This is a genomic window from Vagococcus hydrophili, assembly GCF_011304195.1.
Taxonomy (GTDB): domain Bacteria; phylum Bacillota; class Bacilli; order Lactobacillales; family Vagococcaceae; genus Vagococcus; species Vagococcus hydrophili.
Map to the genome: position 1 here is coordinate 2,504,558 of NZ_CP049887.1, position 15,506 is coordinate 2,520,063.

At 33.6% G+C, this 15,506-nt stretch carries 16 protein-coding genes and 1 pseudogene; 9 read left to right on the top strand and 8 right to left on the bottom strand.

Features of this window, described 5'->3' with window-relative positions:
* Window positions 1–39: 39 nt before the first annotated feature.
* A complete protein-coding gene (locus tag G7082_RS12320; protein ID WP_166035346.1) occupies window positions 40–2,379 on the bottom strand; it encodes an ABC transporter ATP-binding protein/permease in 2,340 nt (779 codons plus the stop codon).
* 131 nt (window positions 2,380–2,510) lie between these two features.
* On the opposite strand from G7082_RS12320, the gene G7082_RS12325 reads away from it, so the two are divergent.
* Together G7082_RS12325 and G7082_RS12330 are read left to right on the top strand one after the other, a co-directional pair.
* Window positions 2,511–3,185 carry a response regulator transcription factor gene (locus G7082_RS12325; protein WP_166035347.1) on the top strand — a complete coding sequence of 225 codons (675 nt, stop codon included), beginning with the start codon at window positions 2,511–2,513 and terminating at the stop codon, window positions 3,183–3,185.
* Window positions 3,182–4,219 (top strand): sensor histidine kinase, encoded by a 1,038-nt coding sequence (locus tag G7082_RS12330; RefSeq protein WP_166035348.1) that lies wholly within the window; start codon window positions 3,182–3,184, stop codon window positions 4,217–4,219. Before G7082_RS12325 ends, G7082_RS12330 begins: the two co-directional genes overlap by 4 nt.
* Window positions 4,220–4,253: 34 nt before the next feature.
* On the opposite strand, the gene G7082_RS12335 is transcribed toward G7082_RS12330, so the two are convergent.
* Window positions 4,254–4,910, bottom strand: coding sequence for a cyclic nucleotide-binding domain-containing protein (locus G7082_RS12335; protein ID WP_166035349.1), 657 nt, complete (start codon window positions 4,908–4,910; stop codon window positions 4,254–4,256).
* A gap of 91 nt (window positions 4,911–5,001) precedes the next feature.
* On the opposite strand from G7082_RS12335, the gene G7082_RS12340 reads away from it, so the two are divergent.
* Window positions 5,002–5,607, top strand: coding sequence for a YczE/YyaS/YitT family protein (locus G7082_RS12340; RefSeq protein ID WP_166035350.1), 606 nt, complete (start codon window positions 5,002–5,004; stop codon window positions 5,605–5,607).
* A 73-nt stretch (window positions 5,608–5,680) separates the two neighbouring features.
* Window positions 5,681–6,853 carry an AbrB/MazE/SpoVT family DNA-binding domain-containing protein gene (locus G7082_RS12345; RefSeq protein ID WP_166035351.1) on the top strand — a complete coding sequence of 391 codons (1,173 nt, stop codon included), beginning with the start codon at window positions 5,681–5,683 and terminating at the stop codon, window positions 6,851–6,853.
* 67 nt (window positions 6,854–6,920) lie between these two features.
* On the opposite strand, the pseudogene pbp4 reads toward G7082_RS12345, so the two are convergent.
* The 5 genes and pseudogenes from pbp4 to G7082_RS12375 all read right to left on the bottom strand — a co-directional run bounded on the left by pbp4 (window position 6,921) and on the right by G7082_RS12375 (window position 11,618).
* Window positions 6,921–8,902, bottom strand: a pseudogene (pbp4, locus tag G7082_RS12355) (penicillin-binding protein PBP4(5)).
* A gap of 116 nt (window positions 8,903–9,018) precedes the next feature.
* Window positions 9,019–9,195, bottom strand: coding sequence for a DUF3885 domain-containing protein (locus tag G7082_RS15240; protein WP_166036089.1), 177 nt, complete (start codon window positions 9,193–9,195; stop codon window positions 9,019–9,021).
* Window positions 9,191–9,700, bottom strand: a complete 510-nt coding sequence (locus G7082_RS12365) for a GNAT family N-acetyltransferase (RefSeq protein ID WP_166035354.1) — start codon at window positions 9,698–9,700, stop codon at window positions 9,191–9,193. The genes G7082_RS15240 and G7082_RS12365 overlap by 5 nt, the downstream gene beginning before the upstream one ends.
* Window positions 9,701–9,761: 61 nt before the next feature.
* Window positions 9,762–11,285: a UDP-N-acetylmuramoyl-L-alanyl-D-glutamate--L-lysine ligase gene (locus G7082_RS12370; RefSeq protein WP_166035355.1), complete on the bottom strand. Its 1,524-nt coding sequence runs from the start codon at window positions 11,283–11,285 to the stop codon at window positions 9,762–9,764.
* 30 nt (window positions 11,286–11,315) lie between these two features.
* The gene (locus G7082_RS12375) at window positions 11,316–11,618 is read right to left on the bottom strand and encodes a hypothetical protein (RefSeq protein WP_166035356.1); all 303 of its coding nucleotides are present in this window, start codon (window positions 11,616–11,618) and stop codon (window positions 11,316–11,318) included.
* 127 nt (window positions 11,619–11,745) lie between these two features.
* On the opposite strand from G7082_RS12375, the gene G7082_RS12380 reads away from it, so the two are divergent.
* Window positions 11,746–12,021 carry a hypothetical protein gene (locus G7082_RS12380; protein WP_166035357.1) on the top strand — a complete coding sequence of 92 codons (276 nt, stop codon included), beginning with the start codon at window positions 11,746–11,748 and terminating at the stop codon, window positions 12,019–12,021.
* Window positions 12,022–12,082: 61 nt separating this feature from the next.
* A complete protein-coding gene (locus G7082_RS12385) occupies window positions 12,083–12,400 on the top strand; it encodes a hypothetical protein (protein WP_166035358.1) in 318 nt (105 codons plus the stop codon).
* A 17-nt stretch (window positions 12,401–12,417) separates the two neighbouring features.
* Here the strand turns inward: G7082_RS12385 and G7082_RS12390 are convergent, their stop codons facing one another.
* Window positions 12,418–13,362 carry a M28 family peptidase gene (locus G7082_RS12390; RefSeq protein ID WP_166035359.1) on the bottom strand — a complete coding sequence of 315 codons (945 nt, stop codon included), beginning with the start codon at window positions 13,360–13,362 and terminating at the stop codon, window positions 12,418–12,420.
* Window positions 13,363–13,478: 116 nt separating this feature from the next.
* Between G7082_RS12390 and G7082_RS12395 the strand changes: the two genes are divergently transcribed.
* From G7082_RS12395 to G7082_RS12405, 3 genes are all read left to right on the top strand, one after another.
* Entirely contained in the window at window positions 13,479–13,760 is a 282-nt protein-coding gene (locus G7082_RS12395) for a hypothetical protein (protein ID WP_166035360.1), read from the top strand.
* Entirely contained in the window at window positions 13,760–14,131 is a 372-nt protein-coding gene (locus G7082_RS12400; protein WP_166035361.1) for a hypothetical protein, read from the top strand. The genes G7082_RS12395 and G7082_RS12400 overlap by 1 nt, the downstream gene beginning before the upstream one ends.
* 70 nt (window positions 14,132–14,201) lie before the next feature.
* Window positions 14,202–15,440, top strand: a complete 1,239-nt coding sequence (locus G7082_RS12405) for a Y-family DNA polymerase (protein WP_166036090.1) — start codon at window positions 14,202–14,204, stop codon at window positions 15,438–15,440.
* Window positions 15,441–15,506: the final 66 nt, after the last annotated feature.

Sequence of the window (15,506 nt, forward strand, 5' to 3'; positions counted from 1 at the left end):
TTATTTTTGATTTTATAAGTTAATTTCAATATTCTTTGATTAATCCGCACGTAATGCAATCGCTGCATCTTTTTTAGCTGCAATTTTCGCTGGAATATGCCCACCGATCATCGTTAAGATAGTTGAAACAACCACTAATACTAGTGCGTGTATAGGATTTAATTGTGCGACGTTTTTTAAGTCAGTCATACTGTATAAAATACTATTAATTGGAAAAGTCGCTAAAAAGGCAATCCCAACACCTAAAGCACCTGAAGCAATCCCTAAAATACAGGTTTCAGCATCAAAGACTCGTGTAATATCTTTCTTTCTAGCACCTAGAGCTTTAAGCACACCAATTTCTTTAGTTCTTTCAAGAACTGAAGTGTACGTGATAATTCCAATCATAATCATACTTGTTACTAATGAAATCCCTGCAAAAGCAATTAAAACGTAAGTTATGGCGTCCATTAAACCACCCGTTAAGTCGGTCATAGTTCCAGCTAAATCAGAGTAGAGAATTTGGTCTTTTTTATCCTTTTTCTTGTTAAAAGCATCTAGATAATCTAAAACAGCCTCTTTGTCTTTGTAGTTATTAGGATAAATCATGATACTGTTAGGGATACTTGTCCCACCAAGATAAGCTAGCGTGCTTTCTTTAGTCATCTCATCTAAAGCTTCTCCTGTCATCACATTATTTTGGCTGTCTTTTTGCGCTTTTACAATATCAGATGTTTCATTTTCAGCCACAATTTTTGAAGTTAATTCATTGCTATAGGCAAAACCAGGGGCTAATAAATTCATAGTTGAAGAAGATTTGACCCTTAAAATACCACTAACAGTTAATGTTTTGTTGTTTTTATTGTCATACATCTTTTGATAGTCTTGATTAGGTACAAAGTTACCTGTTGGAAGTTTTGTGTAGTAATCATTATTTGAAATCAGACTTAATTTGGTTCCAATAATTTTATCAAATGCTAAGGTTTCGTTTTCTTTAGCGTCCATCCCAATATTTTTTAGTGCGTTAATATTGGTACTATTGTTACGATCCACAATCAACACGATATCTGTTTCATTTTTTGGATAGTCTCCTGACAGCACGCTATAGTTTTCTTTTAGAAAATCACTAGCTGATCCATCCGCGTTTGTTGGGAATGAGGAAACGCCAACGCCCGTCATGCTTGCCATAGCACTGGACATAGACCCGCCAGACTTATTAGCATCATTTGAAAAAGATACAGGTTTTACTTCACCATCTACGTCTCTAAGTAAGTTCATGTGAACTAGACGTGTATAACCAATACTATTGCTTAACTTAGGATCAATTTTTTTAATGTAATCCACGTAGTCTTGGTTAATGTTATTTGTGTGTTGTGCTTTATCACTATCACTGGTTTTTAAAGTGACTTCCTTTGTCTTAGAAAAACTACCTTTATCCGATCCTAAAGCATCTTTCGGATTTTTAGACTGATCAGTGGTTACTTTAGAAATGGTAATCGGGAATTTTGATAGGGTTTCTGATTGGGTTTGATCAATTTGTTTTTGGAACCCACTGGATAAGGCTAAAACTATCCCGATACTAATAATGCCAATACTAGAAGCAAAGGCTGTTAAAAAGGTGCGACCTTTTTTAGTTCTAAGGTTGTTGAATGATAATTTTAAAGCCGTTAAAAAGCCCATTTTGGTTCTCTTTAATTGAAACTGATCTTTTTTCTCTTTTTCAATATGAGGTTTAGAATCCGATTTGATGCGCCCATCTGAAAATTCAATGATTCGACCAGCATACTCATGAGCTAGTTCTGGATTGTGTGTCACCATAACAATCAATTTTTCTTTAGAAAGTTCTTTGATTAAATTCATAATCTGAACACTAGTTTCAGTGTCTAAAGCACCAGTGGGTTCATCGCAAAGTAAGATATCAGGATCATTGGCTAAAGCACGAGCAATGGCTACCCGCTGCATTTGTCCACCTGATAGTTGATTAGGTTTCTTATTCATATGTTGTTCTAAGCCTACACGTTTTAGGGCATCTTCTGCGTGTTTTCGTTTCACTTCTTTTGAGACACCGCTTAACGTCATTCCAAGCTCCACATTTTCAATAATACCTAAATGATTGATTAAGTTGTAACTTTGAAAAACAAAGCCGATTGAGTTGTTTCGGTAAGCATCCCAGTCACTATCTTTAAATGTTTTAGTAGATTTTCCGTCAATAACCATATCTCCTGAATCATAGTTATCGAGACCTCCAATAACATTTAACATGGTTGTTTTACCAGAACCACTGGCACCTAAAATAGCCACAAATTCTTGTCGTCTAAAAGCGACAGACACACCGTCTAAAGCTTTTGTGACAGTATCTCCGACTTGGTAATGTTTTTTGATATTTTTTAATTCTAACATGAGATCCTCTCTTTTCTTTAAGTGATAGTTAAGAGATTAACACAGGTTTGTTAACTCAAAATGAACAAAATTCATGTTGGATTCATCTAGTTCTGTTAAACTAGGAAAAAGTAGTCAGGAGGAAGAAATGAATGAATTATATTTTAATTGTTGAAGATGATGAAAATTTAGCCCTACTTTATCAATCGACTTTAAAGAAACGACAATTTAAAACTGTGATTGCTAAAAACGGTTTGGATGCGCTTGAAAAATTTGATGAATATACCATTGATTTAGTTATTAGTGATATTATGATGCCTGATATGGATGGTTTTCAATTAGTCGAATCAGTTCGTGCTAGTGGCTTTCAATTACCCTTTTTATTTATTTCAGCTAAGAATTCTTTTGAGGATAAAAAGCGAGGGTTTAAGTTAGGTGTCGATGACTATATGGTTAAACCGATTGATGTTAATGAGATGCTTTTACGAGTTGAAGCACTTTTAAGACGAGCTAAAATTGTCTCTAGTCAAAAATTAACTGTGGGTAAGACTATTTTAGATAAGGAAACCTTAGAAATTAATGATGGCACGCGTTTTGAGATGCTACCTCAAAAAGAGTTTTTGCTCCTATATAGGTTACTTTCTTACCCGAATAAAATTTTTACCAGACAACAATTAATGGATGAAATTTGGGGAATGGAGTCAGATTCCGATGAGCGAACGATTGATGTTCACATAAAAAGATTGCGCAGTCGTTTAGATGATAATCCAGATTTTTCAATTGAGACAATTCGTGGATTGGGTTATAAAGTGGTGGTTTATTCATGAGAAAAAAACTGCACTCTCAGTTATGGATTTATTTTACTTTCTTTATTTTTTTTACCATTCTTTTTGTGTTAATCGTCTTTATTTTGTTGATCTTTCTTTTAAGAAAATATAACTTATTAGCGAATAATCACAATGATCCTTTATTTCCAATGGTAGTCGTGATGTTGATTAGTTTATTAATTGGTGTCGCTCTCTCTGGATTTATCGGTCGGAAGATACTGCAACCGATTGGGAATTTAAGAGAAGCCATGGGGCAAGTGGCTAAAGGTGATTTTTCTATTCAACTAACTGAAAATCAAAAAATTAAAGATGTGAATCAGCTGTATCATGATTTCAATGTCATGGTAAAAGAGTTACGTAGCATTGAAAGTATGCGTCATGACTTTGTCTCCAACGTCTCACATGAATTTAAAACGCCTATCGCAACAATTAAAGGCTACGTTCAGCTGCTTCAAGATGAAGAACTCTCTACAATGGACCGAGAAACGTATTTACATCGCATGTTAGATGGTGCTAATCAGTTATCTTATTTAACGGATAATATTTTAAGGTTAACAAAGTTAGAAAACCAAGAAATTGGCTTAGACTATCAGTCATTTCGTTTAGATGAACAAATCAGAGAAGTTATTTTGTTCTTGCAACCTAAATGGGAACCCTTAAACATTGAGCTTGATTTAGACTTACCAAAAGTTTATTACAAGGGAAATGAAGAACTACTTTATCATGTTTGGTTAAACATCGTTGAAAATGGGATAAAATATAATCAGGAAAATGGAAAAATTTCAGTGGAAGTATCTTCTTCAAGAAACCAAGTCAGCGTTTCGATTAGTGACAACGGGCTTGGCATGTCAGAAAAAACCGTACAACATGCCTTTGACAAATTCTACCAAAATGATCACAGTCGAAAAGCTAAAGGTAACGGTCTGGGACTATCCTTAGTTAAACGAATTATTAACTTACATGATGGGGAAGTTAATATTAAAAGCAAGCTAGATCAAGGGAGTACTGTAACTGTGGTGTTACCTATAAAATAGGCGTAAGGCTCCAATTTTTGAGCCTTACGCTTATTTACTCTTTCAAGTTTAAATAGTTTTCCATTTCTTTTCGTTGAATAAAATAGGTATTCTCATTTTTTATAATTAAACCACTATCCTTTAAAAATTTAAATGTATGCATGTAATGACGGTAACTTGTACCTAAATATTCTGCGAGCTCAGTGTGTTTTTCTTGGTATGTATCATCAATCGTAATCTCTAAAAGCAGTTTGATTAATCTGATTTTTAATTCTTGAGTTTGCTGATCTTTGAAGTGATCCACACGAATCAATAGTTTTTTTCCGATATAGTTTGCTAAGAAAAAATTAAAGTCGGCTTGGTTGATTAACTGGTTATCAACTATCTTCTTTGGAATACCCAAACAAATAGTCTCTCCTAAAGCAATCACATCTTTAATTGTTTCTTCTGCTTGAACTGCTGTTAACTCGCCGATTAAATCATCTTCTTTTAAAAATTGTAAAATTAATCGTTTTCCATTAGTTTGAGTGGTCATGATTTTCGCTCTTCCAGAAAGAATGAAGTAAAAGTAATTGGGAATTTCTTCTTGCTTGGTAATTAATTCACCAGTTTGATACTCAAAAATAGCAGATTGACTTAAAATTTCTTCATTAATACCTGGAATATCGAAATGCAATTTCATCTTCGACAAAGAATAAAGTGTTTTTTTCAATTTTTCACCCTCTTAGTATGCTATATCTCATACTAACATAATGAGACTTCCTTTAATATAAGTGTATCAAAAGAAAAAAGGATGAGTATTCATGGAAAAATTATTAAAATCATTGTTATTTTATTTTATTAGTGCAGTGGGAATTTCGTTAACCATCAAAGCCAATGTTGGGGTGAGTAGTTTTAATTCTTTAAACGTTTCTTTAAGCCAGTTGTGGGATATCCAAATCGGAACGGTAACCACTATTTTAAATCTAAGTTTCCTTGTTGGGTGTATTGTTTTAGATAAAGACCGTCGATTAACTAAATATGCGCTAATGCTAGTGGCTGTTTTAAGCTTTGGAGAAGTTATTAATCTCGTTTATTACTATTTACTAGCTAATTTAACACTCACAGCCTACCCTATTCGCTTAATCGTGTTCTTACTAGGTGTTTTTATTGCTGGAGCTGGTACGGGGCAGGTATTGCGTTTAAGTCTGTTGAAGTTTCCGATTGAGTCATTCTGTCAATTATTATCAGAAAAAACAAAAGTAAAATTTTCGACTTATCGTTATGGCGTGGATATTATTTGTGTCAGCCTATCCCTCCTATTCTCTCTTCTATTCGACCTACCGATTGTTGTTCGGGAAGGAACCCTTATTAGTTTATTCTTACTGTCAGGAGTCATCAATTGGTCAAAGAATAAACGAATGATCTAGGATAAAACTTGTAACCATTCAGACAATGTGAGAATATAATAAAAGAAATATTTTATGAACAGGAGTTGTCTGAATGAAGTTATCTGAATTCAAGGTGAAGTTACCTGAAGAAATCGTGGAAGAATTAAAACTTTCGGAACAGGACACCATTTTTTTGAAGAAGGAAAACAATCGCGTTATTATCGAGCGAAAAAAGAATGTCGCAGAGTTTCAAGAAGTTTCCTTAAGGTGGTTTTTGATTCCTGTTATTCTAAGTAGCTTAGCTTTTTTTATCTTTTTCTATTTTGAAAATAGCACTCAAATACCTATGGCTGGTGAAGTCTCCATCGCAAGTGCGGTATCATTACTAGGTTTAATAAGTGGTAGTATCTCCTTTATTTTCTTTTTCATTAAAGAGAAGAAGAATCAAGAAAACGATGGGTTGAAAGATATTCTTTGGCGTAATGTCCCAACGGTTATTTTTTCTTTTATGGTTATGCTATCTCTAGGAATTCTTTGCTTTTTCTGGATGATTGGTATTATGTTTGATGGAGCGAGTTTTGATATCTACACAGCAACTGTGGTTTTCTTTTTATTTACTGCTATTATTAATTATTTAATGATTTATGCTGCTCTTAGCTTTACCTCAAACATGATTGTTAATTTACTGATCTTTGTAATTATTGGCGGTGTCTTTTTCGCCATGTTAACCAACAGTGAAAGTAAGTGGTGGCAACATAATTTTAGTTTCTTAGGAACAAATGAAGCAGTGAATAGTTGGCAGTTTAATTTAACGTTAATGTTGTCCGCCCTACTACTCGTTGCGTTGATTGATTATTTATTTGTTAATTTGAAGAAGAGAAATTATGTGGGATGGAAAATTCAAATATTAAGAGTGTTATTAACGCTTATGGCGATAGCTCTTGGTGCCGTTGGTTTCTTTCCTAATAATGGAACAGGTCAACTACATGTGCTTCATACGAAAGCTGCTAATTGGCTCGTTCTTTTAATCATCATTTTGATTATCGGTATTAAGTGGTTGCTTCCTAAAGTAACGAAAGAGTTTTTGATCATCTCTTACGGGATTGCTGGCACCTTAATCATCGCTAACTTTTTATTCCAAAATATCGGTTACCTTTCTTTAACTGTCTTCGAATTAATTGCCTTTGGATTAGCTTTTAGTTGGATTTTACTACTCTTGCAACATATTCAGAAGTTAACCCATTTTTCTAGTACCATTTATGAGATTGAAATTGAAGAAAGCTAAAAAACGTTCTGCCTAAACAAATTAGAGCAGAACGTTTTTTTAGCTGTTATTGGTTTACATAAAATTATTATTTCAATTTTTGAATAAAGTCTTTATTTTTTTGTACAGCAGATGTATCTTTTGCGTTTTCAATCATACTAACCACAAGAAACTTACTTTCTTTAGCATCATAAGCTAGAATAAAGCTATTTTCCTGTCCTTTAGTATCTTGTTTTTCTTTAATTTCAGCAGTTCCTGTTTTACCAGCAATACTGCCATCTCCTGTTGATAATGGATGAGCTGTTCCGTTTTGGTCTTCTACTGTTTTAATTAACGCATTCGTTACTGTTTCAGCAGCAGATTTAGAGATCACATTATCTGTTTGTTTCGCTTTGCCCCCAACCATAATTTGAGGATAAACAACGGCTCCTTGATTTGCAAAAGCTGAGTACATGACCGCTTGTTGAATCGGGTTAATTAATAATTGTCCCTGTCCATAAGAAGTATCTGCAAGTAATATGTCTGATTTAATTTCATCGTTACTAATTTGAGCTGGTGTCATTGGAATATTAACATTCATTTTTTCACCAAACGGGAATTTTTTAAGACCAGCTAAATACTTGTCTTTCCCTATTTCTAAAGCTTCCTGAGCGAAATAAATATTATCAGAGTAGATTAACGCCGATTCCATGTTTACTGTAGTTGGAACTTCTGAAACACGTGTCACAAAATAATCCCCCAAGAACCATCTTTTTGCCATTTAAGCCCAGTGATTTCATGAGTTTTATCTGGTGTAGTGACTTTTTCATCAATACCAATCGCTGCGGTAATGGCTTTAAAGGTTGAACCTGGGGCATAACCTGTACCAAAACGAGCTAAGAATGGATTAAGTGGGTCTTTTGCTACAGCGTCATATTCTTTTTGATTCATTCCTAAAACAAATTTATTAGGGTCGTAAGATGGAGAGCTAACAACAGCTTTTAATTCTCCTGTTTTTGGTGCAGTTACTACCGTTGAACCTGGTAAATTATCTAGAGCTTCAAAGGCATTTTTTTGAATTTGACGATCAATGGTTAATTGAATATCTTCCCCATCTTTTTTCTTTTGTTCAATCAGAGTTTCTTTAAATTCCCCGTTTTCATTAACGATATCGATTTTTCCGCCAGCTTTTCCTCTTAATTTTTCATCAAGTTGTGCTTCAAGGCCTGTTTTACCTGTTTCGTCAAAACCTGTTAAAGAAGGATCTTTTTCGATTTCCTCAGCGGTTGTTTTACCTGTGTACCCTACTAATTGTGCACTAGCTTTTCCGAGTGGATAGTAACGTTTGTTGACAGTCTGTGTAGAAACGCCAGTTGCATCATATTTAGCTAAATCTTCATTGAAATCCACTGTTTTAATGGGAACAAAAGAATCTTCTTTCACCCAACCTTGTGATAACAGACTATTTAGCTGTTCTTCTGTCATATCAAATTTCTTCTCAATATCAGCGAGATTTTTCTTTTTATCCTCGCCCTCACCTAATGTATTAGGGATAATCCCTAATTGCGGATAAGCATGATCAGTAGCTAAAGGTTGTTTGTTAACATCTTGAATCTCCCCACGTTTAGGCGGTTCATTATTAATAAAAACTTTGTCACCTTTTTCCATCTTAGGAAAAATTAAAGAATAATTCCAATCAATAACGTACTTTCCATTTTCTTTAATGAGTTTCCCGGTCATTTTTTCATTATCTAATTTTCCAAAAGGTGTTGTCATATTCAAAGCAATATCAAAATTTTCTTTTTCGACTTTACTAATATCTCCTTTAATACCAGAAATACCTAAGCCATTAAAGATAGAATCATATTTTTCGACGACTTTTTTCTGATCTAATCCTTGATCTTTTACTGATGTTTCAGAAAGATTAGTTGCTAATTTTTCAAAATCTTTCTTCTCAAAAGCCTTCACAAAATTTTCGACTGCTTGTTTTTGTAATGACTTATCATGATATTGGTAAGCCATGTATCCTCCACCAGCAGCTAGTAAAACAGCAGCTGTACTTGCTCCAATAATTATTGTTTTCTTATTCATAATACCCTCACTCTCACATTTCTATTCACTATAACACAGTTTATTTAGTCAGAAAATGCCTTTAAGTTTTTATTAATCTTTTCTTTGTCATAGTCAAATACCCAAGAATGATATTTTTAGTAAAGTACCTTTTGCCTTGTTATGTTATCAGACCAAATATCGCATCCACGATCGTCATAAATGTTCAGAATAATGTTCTCTTTTGCGTTATAGAAAACAAAATTGCTTTTTATTTTTAACTTACCGCGATTAAAAATATCAGTATTTTCTAGATATTTTAACCACCTACTAATACAATGGTAATTCCAAAATTTTGGAACTTCTAGTTATTCCAAGTTGATCAACCCAATTATTTTGAATCGTATTGATGATATCAAAACCGATGGATTGATAGAGTGCTAAAGCTCGATTATTTTCTGGTGCAACGCTAATTTCTATTTTTCTATAGTCAGTATTGGATTTTATATAATCAATACCTTTCAATAATGCGTTTTTACCATATCCTTTTCCTTGACTAGATGTATCCCCAATTTTTAAATCGAAACTACATTTATGATGAGTTAACTCATAGTAGCAAAATTCACCAATCGGATTTCCAAATTCATTTTGTATAATGAGGAATCGAGAGGTATTTGTATTATTATACCGATTTATCGTATTGGATATTTCTTTTTCTGTAATATTTAACCCTAGTGGATACCCAACGCTTTCCATAACGTTTCCGTCAGACCACCAGGCTAATATCGTTTTAGTATCTTCATTATTAGCTAATCTAAGGGTAGGTTTTACTTGCTTCATAATATGCCCTCCGTTCTATCAAAAAAGAAGAACAATTTTTAATCACTGTTCTTCTTAACTACTAGTTTTTAAGTGTTTCAATATAATTTTCAGCCACAGAATAATCCCCTAAATAAGGTGTATCCACACCCTTAATTTTTTGGTATTTATCTTGACCTTTACCTGCAATAATCACTGAATCTTTTTCTCCAACGATTGATAATGCTTTTTGAATCGCTTCAACTCTATCCACAATAATCAGCTGTTCGATGTCTTTATTATCAATAGCTGAACTAATTTCCATTGCGATATCTTTTGGATTTTCTGAACCTGGATCATCTGCCGTTAAGATGGCAACGTCTGTTAATTCTGCTAAAACTTTACCGAAATCAGCACGTCTTGAAACACCTTTGTCCCCTGTGCTTCCAATAACTGTAATGATTTTTCCGTCTGGATGTGCTGACTTAGCAAAACTCAACAGATTTTTTAAACTTGAATAGTTATGGGCGTAATCAACAAATATATTCGCCCCATTAGGATGAGTTAAATGCTCCATACGTCCTGGTACAAGTGTTTCTGCTAATCCTTTTTCAGCCGCTTCTTTTGAGGCTCCAGCTATTTTAGTGGTAATTAAACTTGCTAGGGCATTGTCTTTGTTAAAGTCTCCCATAAGTTTGATTTTATAACGACCATTAATATCTAAAGAATCTTCATGAGTCGATTGAACGTTAAATTCTAGTAGGCTATCTACCGCTGTCTCCCAAGTATAATCAGCCTGTTTATCCGTACTACTATATGCGTAATAAGGGATATTTTTACTTTCTGTTAGTTCTTTTAATAAAGGATAGTCTTTTGTATCTGTGTTCAGCACCATGCGTTTTGAGTTTTCGATTAGTCTTCTCTTACAATAATAATAATCATCAAAGGTTGGATGCTCAATTGGTCCAATATGATCTGGTGAAATATTTAAGAAAATTCCTACATCAAAAGTTAAACCGTAAACGCGATTCAATTTGTAAGCTTGAGATGACACTTCCATAATTAGATGTGACATGCCGTTACTAACTGCTTCAGCCATCATTTTGTATAAATCTAGGGACTCTGGCGTTGTGAGTGCTGATTTGAAATAGTTCACTCCGTCTAAAGTCGTGTTCATCGTTGATAACATGGCAGTTTTATTGTTTGTTGCTTCATCTAAAATGAATTTAGTGAAGTAAGCGGCTGTTGTTTTTCCTTTAGTCCCTGTAAAACCAATCACCGTTAATTTTTCTTGTGGTAACTCATAAAAGTGCATGCTGATTAGAGCCATGGCTTTTCTAATATCTGTCACAATAATACCTAACTTACTGTTCACTTCATAAGGATTTTCTGAAATGTAGAATTTTAAGCCCGCATCCACAGCTTTTTCTAGGTACTCTTCTTTAAAGTTAAGTCCTTTACAAAAGAAAAGGGTATCGGCTGTTACGTTTCTTGAATCATATGAAAGTTCTTTTATTTCAGTATTAGCTATAGGTAAATTATAATACCAATTATTTTGGTAAACATATTCTTTTAATAAATCTTCTTTTTTTAATAAATCATCAATTTTGTTTAATGTTAGTGTCATGGTCAACATCCTAGTATTTTTGTAATTAATTTATTTTAGAGATAAACAAATTAATCCATTTTTTAATTCTATTTTATAGTGTTGGGTCATTTCTTGTATAATCTGTTGTTTCTTCTGTTCCTCAATGGGTTGATTCGTTAATTGATGAAACAATTGATCGATGAGCCAAAGGACAGTGTCATTGAATCCGTGATCAGTACCCTGACTTCCTGATAGAGCGGAAGTTCCTAGTGGGATACTTTGTAAGGTTACATCAATCCAAATCGTGTTATGTCTTTTTATAATGGCTTTTTCTAATTCTTCTAGTGTATTCACATACAGTGACGTTATCACAAAAGATCATCTCCTTTACGTCTAGAAACATCATATCATTTTTTTACGAATTTTCGTACCAATAAAAACATTAAATCTTCATTTTTTTTAAGTAAAATGAACTTATATTAAGGAAGGGACTGTTTAAATGAAAAGATTTATCTCATTATTATTTAAACTAGGTCTAGTATTTCTATTGTGTTACGTCTTTTTAACGCCTGAAGGCTCTGTTCGTCTAGGTGTTTTACGATCTGGGGATATTAAAGATGCATTGACAGCCGATGTTTCTAAATTATCTGAAGAAAAAAACCACTCAGTATATCAAATAAACAAAACGATTGAGGATAAAGAAGGCACACTAGGTTACTGGAAAACGCAAAATAAATCTGTTGTATACTGGAGTACCTCTTTAGATGGGATTTAATCTTTTGTTCGCTTTACAAAGAGAACGTATATTCGTATAATCTTTGTAAGGAGAGAAAAAGATGATTAGGTTAGACCGTATAAAAAATAGTAACGTTGTAGAAATAATTAAAGAAAGTCAGCATTACCTCTCTTTTAATTGGGAGGATGAGGGAACTTTTTTCATCATAAGAGTGCTTTTTGAAAAAGAAGTTCATCTGTCAATTTGTCAAAAAAATAACAATGCCTCGTCTCTTGAAATAGAAAATAATCGTTTAAACCGGTTAAAGCAATTGTGTTTTGGTTACGCTAAACCGATGAAAATCGTTCAAGGAAAAAACTGTGTGTACTTACAGTCTATTCCGGTAAACGAAAAGAAAAGCAATATCTTATTTTTGTGATAAGATATTGCTTTTCTTTATATCTTCCTAATAAATTCTAACATCATTTCTTTTAATATCTCAATATTCTGCTCATCAAATTTAGTATCTAGTCTTGTATGAATATCATTAATATAATACCCAAATAAAGGTATTTTTTTAGCAGCCACAACACCTACACTATTTTTGAAAATCAATTGATCTGAAGTATAGATATGAGTCAGTGCTGAACCGAAGTGGATAGATTTAGTTTTCGGTAGGGATATCTCCTCAACCGCTAATTTCAGTTGAATAAATTTAAACGACTCTCTGAATGTTTTTTTATGAACAAAACAGAAGGTGTTTCCATTCGCGACACAATCAAAGTTGATTAAAGGGATATCGTTGATTTCTGCTTCATGCTTTCTTTTAAAATTAGCCGCTCCGATTAAGCCAATTTCTTCCTGATCAAAAAAGACAACACAAACTTTTTCACGCTCTTCCTTAGGTAAATCTTCTAAAATGGCTAGTAAAGTCGCAACACCTGATGTATTATCATTAGCCGTATGTTTATTGGCAACCCCTTTTGTTAGTTGGTAGAGATATAAAATACAGCTGATTCCTAAAATTAAAGCCATCAACAAGTGGTTAATACTAAAATCAGCTATTAACGAGCCTATGTGATAGCTAGTAAAGTGAACCAATAAAATAGTTGGTAGTAACACCCAGACTTGGCTAATAAAAAAGGAAATCCAGTTACTAAATCCCATAAATACCGGAATTAGACCATTAGGCTGTGTGTCATAATGAGCTGTTAAAATAACCTCCGCAGTTTCTAATTCACCAATGATTAAGTTAGTCCCATTTTTTTCAAAAGCTTCTTCTTTTATTTGATAATCATAATGGTCTAAGTGTTCTTTTAACCATTTAATAAAGCGTTGTTTCTCCATTAATGATTTTCTGACTTGATACTGATTTAATAATGTTTGACTGCTATCTCTCATTTTCTACCTCCTCTTAACTTATCCATTTATAATATATGTTATCTTTTCGTGTTCCCCTTTACAACGAGAACGGATGTTCTTATAATTAGTTTATCAAATAAATGGAGTGATGATGTATGGCAAAAGAAAATTTAATTGGTGTGGTTGATAAAATTAAATGTTTATCGATGTATCCTAATATTTTACTGCGTTTTACCTTGGTTATTGGTAGTGATAAAGTAAATTGTTTGGTGACTGATAAAGCTATCTGTCATCAACTACTCTTTTTAGAAAACGGTAAAAAAGAAGTCGCATTGTTCGGTCAATACAATCAAAAACAGCAGTTAATTGTCCAAAAATTAGCGCTTAGACATTCGGTTAGTATGGAGAGTTCCCTTTTAAAGGAGTGTGGTGCGTAATGAAATTGAATAACTATTACCATGATCGTGGGATTCAGAAATATATGGGCTTTTACCTCTCTGAACATACGAGAGAAATTGATAAAGAAAGCCATGAATCCAAACGATTTAATTTTGGGCTAGAAGAAATGTCTTATGAAGCGATTTCTGAAGTTATTGAGATTGCTTTAATAAAGGATATGCCCGTAGTGATTCAGCCTAATGTGAAATCAATGGATAATCGAGGTTTCCGAGATAATATAATGGGAAAAGTTCTGGGATTTAATGGGGATATCCTTTTTCTTAGTAATGGTCAGATACAACTAGATTTAATTCGACATATTGTCATTACACCCAGTGTGAAGTGGTATTTGAAGGAAGGCGTCTCTTAAAGTGTGGCAAGAAAGCAACCAATATTTTGATTACAGTGAAGAAAAAGTGGAGCCTATTTTATGCATTGATATGAAATCATTTTATGCTTCAGTGGAGTGTGTGGAACGAGGCGAAGACCCTTTAGAAACACTACTTGTGGTGATGAGTGGTGGTGATTCTCCGGGAGGATTGGCTTTATCTGCATCTCCTAAAGCAAAAGAAATTTTAGGAATTAGTAACGTTAGTCGAAGGTTTGAAATTCCTTATCATAAAGACCTGATTTTTGCGGAGCCTCGCATGAATTTATATATCGAAAAGAATCTTCAACTAAATAATATTTTTAAACAATATGTGTCAGATGAAGATATTTTGATTTATTCGATTGATGAAACCTTTGTCCGAGTTAAGGGGTCGCAAAAATTATTTGGCCTCTCCCCTTACCAATTTGCTGAACGTTTTAGAGATGAAATCAAACTAAAATTAGGTTTACCGTGTACTGTAGGTATTGGGGACAATATGCTTCTAAGTAAACTAGCCCTAGATAATGGGGCCAAACATGAGCAGAGCATGATTGCCTCTTGGCACTATGAAGATGTCCCTGAAACTGTCTGGAAAATTAAAAAGATGACTGATTTTTGGGGAATTAATACAAGAACTGAAAAGCGACTAAACAACAAAGGTATTTATTCTATTTACGATTTAGCCCATTATGATTTTTTTAAGATGAAGGAATCTATGGGGATTATTGGCCAACAGTTAATCGCTCATGCATGGGGAATTGATCGAACAGATATCTCAGAGAAATATACGCCAAAATCCAAAAGCATTGGTAACAGTCAAGTATTGCTGAAAGACTACACTAATTCAGTAGAGACTAAACTTGTTCTTCGGGAAATGACGGAACAAGTTGCGGCAAGACTTCGAGCTAGAGAGATGCAAACTAGTTGTGTGCAAGTATCGATTAGTTATTCTAGAACGGAGCTTTCTTCTGGATTTAGTCGCCAACTTAGTATTCCTAAAACAAATAGTTCAAAAGAACTAGTTTCCTATTGTTTACAACTTTTTGATAAATTTTATGATGGCAGTGCCGTTCGAAATGTTGCGGTCAATTTTTCCAAGTTGTCTACTGATACTTCTCTTCAACTTAATTTGTTTGATCAACCAGAAGAAAGTATGAGTAATCAACTACTTGATACAACGATTGATCAAATTAGAAAAGAATACGGATTTGACTCGATTTATCATGCGAGTAGTTTAATGGAAGGTGCGACAGCTATTGCTCGTAGTCACTTAGTTGGTGGACATGCTGGTGGGATGGATGGATTGTAACGTAATAACTTTTAACTCCTCAACAGTATCATCTATTCACTTATGTCATCAAATACAGCTATCCTA